Genomic DNA, 5863 nt, shown 5'->3' on the forward strand with positions numbered 1-5863 from the left:
TCGCGTTGGAGGTTGCGCCGATAAGCTTTGATAAATCTGAGTTCATATAGGCTCCTTTCAGAGTCTATATTAGATCATGAATTTAATGGAATTGGTATTACATCAGACAAACTTATCTCGCAGATACAAAAACGCCTAGCGTTTACTAGGCGTTGATAAATAATATTTCTAATACATCGACTACAATATTTGTTTAAGGACTCTATCGGCTTTGACACGAGTGATCTTACGAATCAACTTCTGAACCTCCATCGGATAGCTCTCAACCTTGTCCAATTGCTTATAAGTGCAGATTAGCTGAGTGTGTTGAAGAATATTATCTACTTCAGCCTGGAACTTGTCTGTTAGATGATGGTAGTTATCTTGGATAAAGATACCGTTTTCTAGATCCAGTTTCCATGCTCGAGGATTTAGGTTATTACCTGTTAGAAGCATGTAGCGCTTATCGACCCAAATACCCTTTAGATGGAAGCTATTTGAATCGTGTTGCCAAAGTCGAATCGAAAGGTTACGACTAGCAATATGAGCTTCGTTGGCTTTAGCAAAACGACGCAGGTTCAACTCGTAAAGGTATGGTAAACCACCAATCGTTTTAAACTCTTCCTCTGGGGAGATAAAGAAGTCATTGGCTGTCTTATCGCCAACAACAATACTGACCTTTACGCCACGTTTAAGCGCTCTCTTTACTTCTTTTGCTAGACTCGGTGGGAAATTGAAGTAAGGCGTACAAATGAAGATCTCGTCTTTAGCCTGAGCGACAAGTTGATTGATTCCCTGATTCAGACGGTTACGTCTCTTGCCGATACCTACCAATGGTGTAACAGCGACTTGTTCGGGAGAAACATCTTGACCATCGAATTGATATTGAGATCTTGCTAACGATGCTCGGAACTGACGAATTGCAGGTTTCAGTTCTTTGGTAGCTGGTTTGTTCTTATCAGCCAAATCATAAACAGCAATGTCTGAGACCATCTGTTCGTGTACGTATGTAAACATTGTATCAGCAAGCGTTGCGTTGTTTAAAACGTGGTAACGATCAAAGCGATAGCGGTCATGGTAGTTCAGGTAGATATTGTTAAGGCTTGCACCGCTGTATATCACGCTGTCATCGACGATAAAGCCTTTTAAGTGCAATACGCCAAAGACTTCTTTGCCGCGAACTGGAATGCCATAGACGGGTACAGAGTGCTGATATTTTTCCGCAAACTCTTTATACATGGCTGCATTGCCTTCAGAAGACTCCGCGCCAATCAATCCACGTTGAGCTCTGTGCCAATCGACACACACACTCACATCTAATTCTGGATTCTTTTGCTTTGCTTCATATAAGGCAGTTAGGATCTCACGGCCAGCCTCATCATCTTCAAGATATAAAGCGACTAAACTAATACGAGTTGTTGCGCGAGATATCTCATCAAGTAAGCGAGCTCTAAACTCTTGCGCTGATAGTAGTACTTCAAACTTGTCAGGATTCTGCGCTATGGTTGGCAACTGTATGAATGGATTCCTACTGGCAATCATATTGACTGTTTTACCTTAAAAATATGCAAAATTGCGAACCTTTAATTTTACCAAAGGGATAGCATGAAATACTAGATAATCGAGGCATTCTCTAACAATTTTGCTGATAATGCATAGGAATGAGATCTTTTCCGCTATTCGAATAGCGCTCGTACAAAACTCTTAGGCCATTAGGAAGATCTGTCGGGTCTACTTGCATGAACTTGTGTCGAGAGTAAAAGTTGGTGAGATGAGCATAAGCAAAGCAATAATCGCTTTCTGTTAGCGTATGTTTCGCACAATAGTCCATAAGCAGAGAGCCTAATTGCTTACCACGATATTGTTTTGATATCGCCATACCAGTAAGTAAGCGATTATCTTCAATGGTGCGAAAACGCACGACACCACAAAGCTCGTTATCTAGTAATAACGAATAGATCAGTTCACTCTTGTTCGCTTTTCCCGTTGGATAATGTTCCTTATAGAAACGTTTAACTAGGGGAACCTTTACTGGGTCTAATTGAGTAATGATGACATTGTTCATTCAGTCACTGCGCCATTGGTTTATCTGCTGTAGAATGATGGTAGTGTAAGTTAATTGAATATCGCCATGCAATTCCATCTCAATGCTAGTTTAAAAAATGTTCATACTTTTTCTATCGATCAGACCTGTGATGCGTTGGTTGAAGTAACCACGATCGACGAACTGATTTCGGTTTATAGGAATCCTAAATGGTCAACTTCACCTAAGTTAATTCTGGGTAAGGGCAGCAATATGCTTTTTACCAAGCATTTCGCTGGTTTGATCATTGTGAATAAATTAGCTGGGATTGAGCTGACCGAGACGGACCGTCATCACCTTTTGCATGTGAGTGGTGGTGAGGATTGGCCAAGCTTGGTTGAGTGGAGTGTTGATAAAGGTCTGGGTGGTCTAGAAAACCTCGCAATGATACCAGGTTGTTCAGGTTCTGCTCCGATTCAGAATATTGGTGCGTATGGTGTTGAACTGCAAGACGTATGCGAATATGTTGATATTCTTTATCTGGATACTTATACAGTTAAGCGGTTAAGCAAAGAGGAATGTCTCTTTGGCTACCGAGATTCTATTTTTAAACATGCTCTCTATGGCAAAGCGATTGTTGTTGCGATTGGTTTGACCCTACCTAAAGAGTGGAATCCATGTAATCACTATGGTCCGTTAAAAAGCCTACCAGCTGAGACTCTCTCTCCTCGTACTATATTTGATGAAGTATGCGCTATCCGTTCAAGTAAGTTGCCAGATCCTAGAGTCCAAGGCAATGCGGGTAGCTTCTTCAAAAACCCTGTGATCACCAAAGATCATTTTGATCGCTTGTTAGCTCTATATCCCAACATTGTCGGCTATGAGAGTAATGGCATGATCAAAGTAGCTGCAGGTTGGCTGATTGATCAATGCCAGTTCAAAGGCGTGACAGAAGGTGGGGCTCAAGTTCACCCAAACCAAGCATTAGTTATCATCAATTATGATGAGGCTTCTGCTGTGGATATCCTTAAGCTTGCAGAGCGAGTGCGTCAATCAGTCTTGAATAAATTCGATATTCGATTGGAACATGAAGTGCGTTTTATAGGACGAGACTGTGAGACAAACCTAGATAAAGCTTTGGAGTCATTGGCATGAGAGAGCACAGTACCAAGCTTGCACTATTGAGATGTCTTGCCGATGGTGAGTTTCATTCTGGTGAAGACTTAGGTGAAATGATCGGTGTATCACGAGCGGCTATCAGTAAGCACATTAAAGGTATCCAAGAGTGGGGGTTAGATATCTATCGAGTACAAGGCAAAGGTTATAAGCTAGCCAGTCGTTTAGATATGCTTGACCAAGAAAAATTGTCTGCTGTGAGTCGTGATGCTTCTCTTGAACTCATTCCAATCATAGGTTCAACAAACCAACACCTGTTAGAGCGTACTAGTACCCTCGAATCGGGGTCGGTCTGTATTGCTGAATATCAAGCTGCAGGTCGTGGACGTCGTGGAAGAGAGTGGGTATCGCCATTTGGTGCAAATCTCTACCTTTCAATGTATTGGAGGCTCGATGCAGGTATGGCTGCCGCTATGGGGTTAAGCCTTGTCGTTGGCGTTGCTGTTGTTGAAGCCTTGGAAGAGATGGGTGTTGAAGGTGTTAAACTGAAATGGCCGAATGACCTTTATCATAATGACAAGAAACTCGCGGGTATTTTAGTCGAGTTGTCAGGACAGTCTGGTGGCGCTGCTCATATTGTTATTGGTTTGGGACTAAACCTGTCCATGGACCCGACAACATCAGGTATTGGTCAGCCGTGGACGTCTCTCAAAGAGGTCTGTGATGGAAAAGTGTCCGACCGTAACCAGTTAGCACAGGCTCTGATCAATGCTTGGGACAAGTCACTTGCCGACTATGAGTTGAAAGGGATGTCGAATTTTGTCGAACGCTGGAATCGTTTAGATAACTTCTTAGGTCGCAACGTTAGACTGATCATTGGACCTAGAGAAATAGAAGGTGTTGTACAGGGTATCGATGAACAAGGCGCCGTGCTGCTCAAAACTGAGAGTGGTATAGAGAGCTATATCGGTGGAGAGATATCCCTAAGAAAAGGGGACTAAGGCTCTACTATTTTCTTAGTAACACTTCCTCAACCATATGATCTGCGCCCTTGCGTAGAATCAGGTGAGCCCTTTCTCTGGTCGGAAGGATATTCTGCTCTAGGTTTAAACCATTGATTGATTGCCAAATACCTTCGGCTTTTTCCTTAGCGGCTAGATCTGATAATTTAGTGTAGTGCCCGAAATATGACCCAGGTTTAGCGAAGGCACCTTCACGAAACTTCATAAAACGATTTACATACCATTGTTGAATTTGAGCGCTTTCAGCATCGACATACAATGAGAAGTCGAGGAAGTCTGAAATGAAGACTCTATGAGGCTCATGTGGGTAATTCATACCGCTTTGTAAAACGTTGAGCCCTTCGATAATGAGCACATCGGGTAAGTCGACCTCTTTCACTTCCTTGGTAATGTTGTAGGTGAGATGAGAGTACACAGGTGCAGTCACATTACGCTTACATGCCTTTACGTCTGAAACAAAATTGACTAGCGCTTTGATATCATAGGACTCAGGGAACCCTTTCTTACTCATTAATCCTTTTTCTTCCAATATTTCATTTGGATATAAGAAGCCATCTGTCGTAACTAGCTCAACTTTAGGGTGGTTTTCCCAACGAGATAGCAAAGCTTTCAATAGACGAGCTGTTGTACTTTTCCCTACTGCTACACTGCCAGCAATACCAATGATGAATGGTGGCGCAGTTTCTTTCTTATCCAGAAATTGATGAAGCACTGAGTTTCGATTTTGTCGAGCGGCCACATAGAGGTTTAACAGGCGCGATAACGGTAGATAAATCTCTACTGCTTCTTCCATTGTCAGCTTTTCATTGATGCCTTGAAGCTCTTTCAAATCGCTCTCAGAAAGTGTCATTGGAACTAAATTCCTTAGTTCAGACCACTGCGCGCGGTCAAATGACATAAATGGGCTCATACAAAACTCTATAGTGGATAACAAAACAAGTGCATGGAAAATACATCAAGCGATAGATAAATTAAATATCTTCCTTTACTAGATGCGGATTAAAGGCAGAAACCTTGAGCTAAATAACCGTATATAGGAATTTGATAAGAGAATTTTGCACTTTTTTGCAATTTACTATTGCAAGGTGGAAAATCATTCAATAAAATGCGCCCCACTTGTGCCGACTTAGCTCAGTAGGTAGAGCAACTGACTTGTAATCAGTAGGTCACCAGTTCGACTCCGGTAGTCGGCACCACTTTCTTCCTTCTATTTATAGAGAGCGAGAGAAAGATCAAAATTTGGAGGGGTTCCCGAGTGGCCAAAGGGAGCAGACTGTAAATCTGCCGGCACTGCCTTCGATGGTTCGAATCCGTCTCCCTCCACCATATTCTAAAGGTTAAATAGCTCAAAAGAGTTACGTGTTGCGTGCATCGTATAATGGCTATTACCTCAGCCTTCCAAGCTGATGATGCGGGTTCGATTCCCGCTGCACGCTCCAACTCATTTTTGTGTGCTGATATAGCTCAGTCGGTAGAGCGCACCCTTGGTAAGGGTGAGGCCCCCAGTTCGACTCTGGGTATTAGCACCAGTCTAAAGCTTCTTCTCCTTTAATAAAGAAAACCATTTTTTTTGGTTGCGTGGTCTTATTTTAAGCCACCTAATCCGTACCTAGAGGGACACCCCATGTCTAAAGAAAAATTTGAACGTACGAAACCGCACGTAAACGTTGGTACTATCGGCCACGTTGACCACGGTAAAACAACTCTAACTGCTGCTATCTGT

Annotated in this window: 6 protein-coding genes and 4 tRNA genes; 7 read left to right on the plus strand and 3 right to left on the minus strand. The window is 42.6% G+C overall.

All coding sequences use genetic code 11. The annotated features are described in order from the left end of the window. Positions 1-180: 180 nt before the first annotated feature. Positions 181-1521 carry a CDP-diacylglycerol--serine O-phosphatidyltransferase gene (gene pssA / locus AACR09_RS12150; protein WP_061023633.1) on the minus strand — a complete coding sequence of 447 codons (1341 nt, stop codon included), beginning with the start codon at positions 1519-1521 and terminating at the stop codon, positions 181-183. 91 nt (positions 1522-1612) lie between these two features. Next, positions 1613-2044 carry a GNAT family N-acetyltransferase gene (locus AACR09_RS12155; protein WP_193834395.1) on the minus strand — a complete coding sequence of 144 codons (432 nt, stop codon included), beginning with the start codon at positions 2042-2044 and terminating at the stop codon, positions 1613-1615. A gap of 66 nt (positions 2045-2110) precedes the next feature. On the opposite strand from AACR09_RS12155, the gene murB reads away from it, so the two are divergent. Together murB and birA are read left to right on the plus strand one after the other, a co-directional pair. Next, positions 2111-3157 (plus strand): UDP-N-acetylmuramate dehydrogenase, encoded by a 1047-nt coding sequence (murB, locus tag AACR09_RS12160; protein ID WP_193834396.1) that lies wholly within the window; start codon positions 2111-2113, stop codon positions 3155-3157. Next, positions 3154-4119, plus strand: coding sequence for a bifunctional biotin--[acetyl-CoA-carboxylase] ligase/biotin operon repressor BirA (gene birA / locus AACR09_RS12165; RefSeq protein WP_102561211.1), 966 nt, complete (start codon positions 3154-3156; stop codon positions 4117-4119). Before murB ends, birA begins: the two co-directional genes overlap by 4 nt. A 7-nt stretch (positions 4120-4126) precedes the next feature. Here birA and coaA read toward each other — a convergent pair whose 3' ends face one another. Beyond that, complete coding sequence (gene coaA / locus AACR09_RS12170) at positions 4127-5050, minus strand: type I pantothenate kinase (RefSeq protein WP_017078366.1); 924 nt, start codon at positions 5048-5050, stop codon at positions 4127-4129. Between the two features lie 210 nt (positions 5051-5260). Here coaA and AACR09_RS12175 point away from each other — a divergent pair. The 5 genes from AACR09_RS12175 to AACR09_RS12195 form a co-directional block, all read left to right on the plus strand. Next, positions 5261-5336: transfer RNA gene (locus AACR09_RS12175), tRNA-Thr, on the plus strand. A 45-nt stretch (positions 5337-5381) separates the two neighbouring features. Then, a tRNA-Tyr gene (locus AACR09_RS12180) sits at positions 5382-5466 on the plus strand. Between the two features lie 38 nt (positions 5467-5504). Continuing rightward, positions 5505-5579, plus strand: a tRNA-Gly gene (locus tag AACR09_RS12185). 14 nt (positions 5580-5593) lie between these two features. Continuing rightward, positions 5594-5669 (plus strand) — tRNA-Thr (locus AACR09_RS12190). Between the two features lie 41 nt (positions 5670-5710). Next, positions 5711-5863 (plus strand): GTP-binding protein (locus AACR09_RS12195; RefSeq protein WP_228010405.1); only part of this gene is annotated, 153 nt, incomplete at its 3' end.

The organism is Vibrio sp. OPT20 (genome assembly GCF_963889365.1).
Lineage (GTDB): Bacteria > Pseudomonadota > Gammaproteobacteria > Enterobacterales > Vibrionaceae > Vibrio > Vibrio splendidus.

Coding starts and splice junctions, on each gene's coding strand:
- murB (WP_193834396.1), top strand. CDS start 2,111: ATGCAATTCCATCTCAATGCTAGTTTAAAAAATGTTCATACTTTTTCT.
- coaA (WP_017078366.1), bottom strand. CDS start 5,050: ATGAGCCCATTTATGTCATTTGACCGCGCGCAGTGGTCTGAACTAAGG.
- pssA (WP_061023633.1), bottom strand. CDS start 1,521: ATGATTGCCAGTAGGAATCCATTCATACAGTTGCCAACCATAGCGCAG.
- birA (WP_102561211.1), top strand. CDS start 3,154: ATGAGAGAGCACAGTACCAAGCTTGCACTATTGAGATGTCTTGCCGAT.
- AACR09_RS12155 (WP_193834395.1), bottom strand. CDS start 2,044: ATGAACAATGTCATCATTACTCAATTAGACCCAGTAAAGGTTCCCCTA.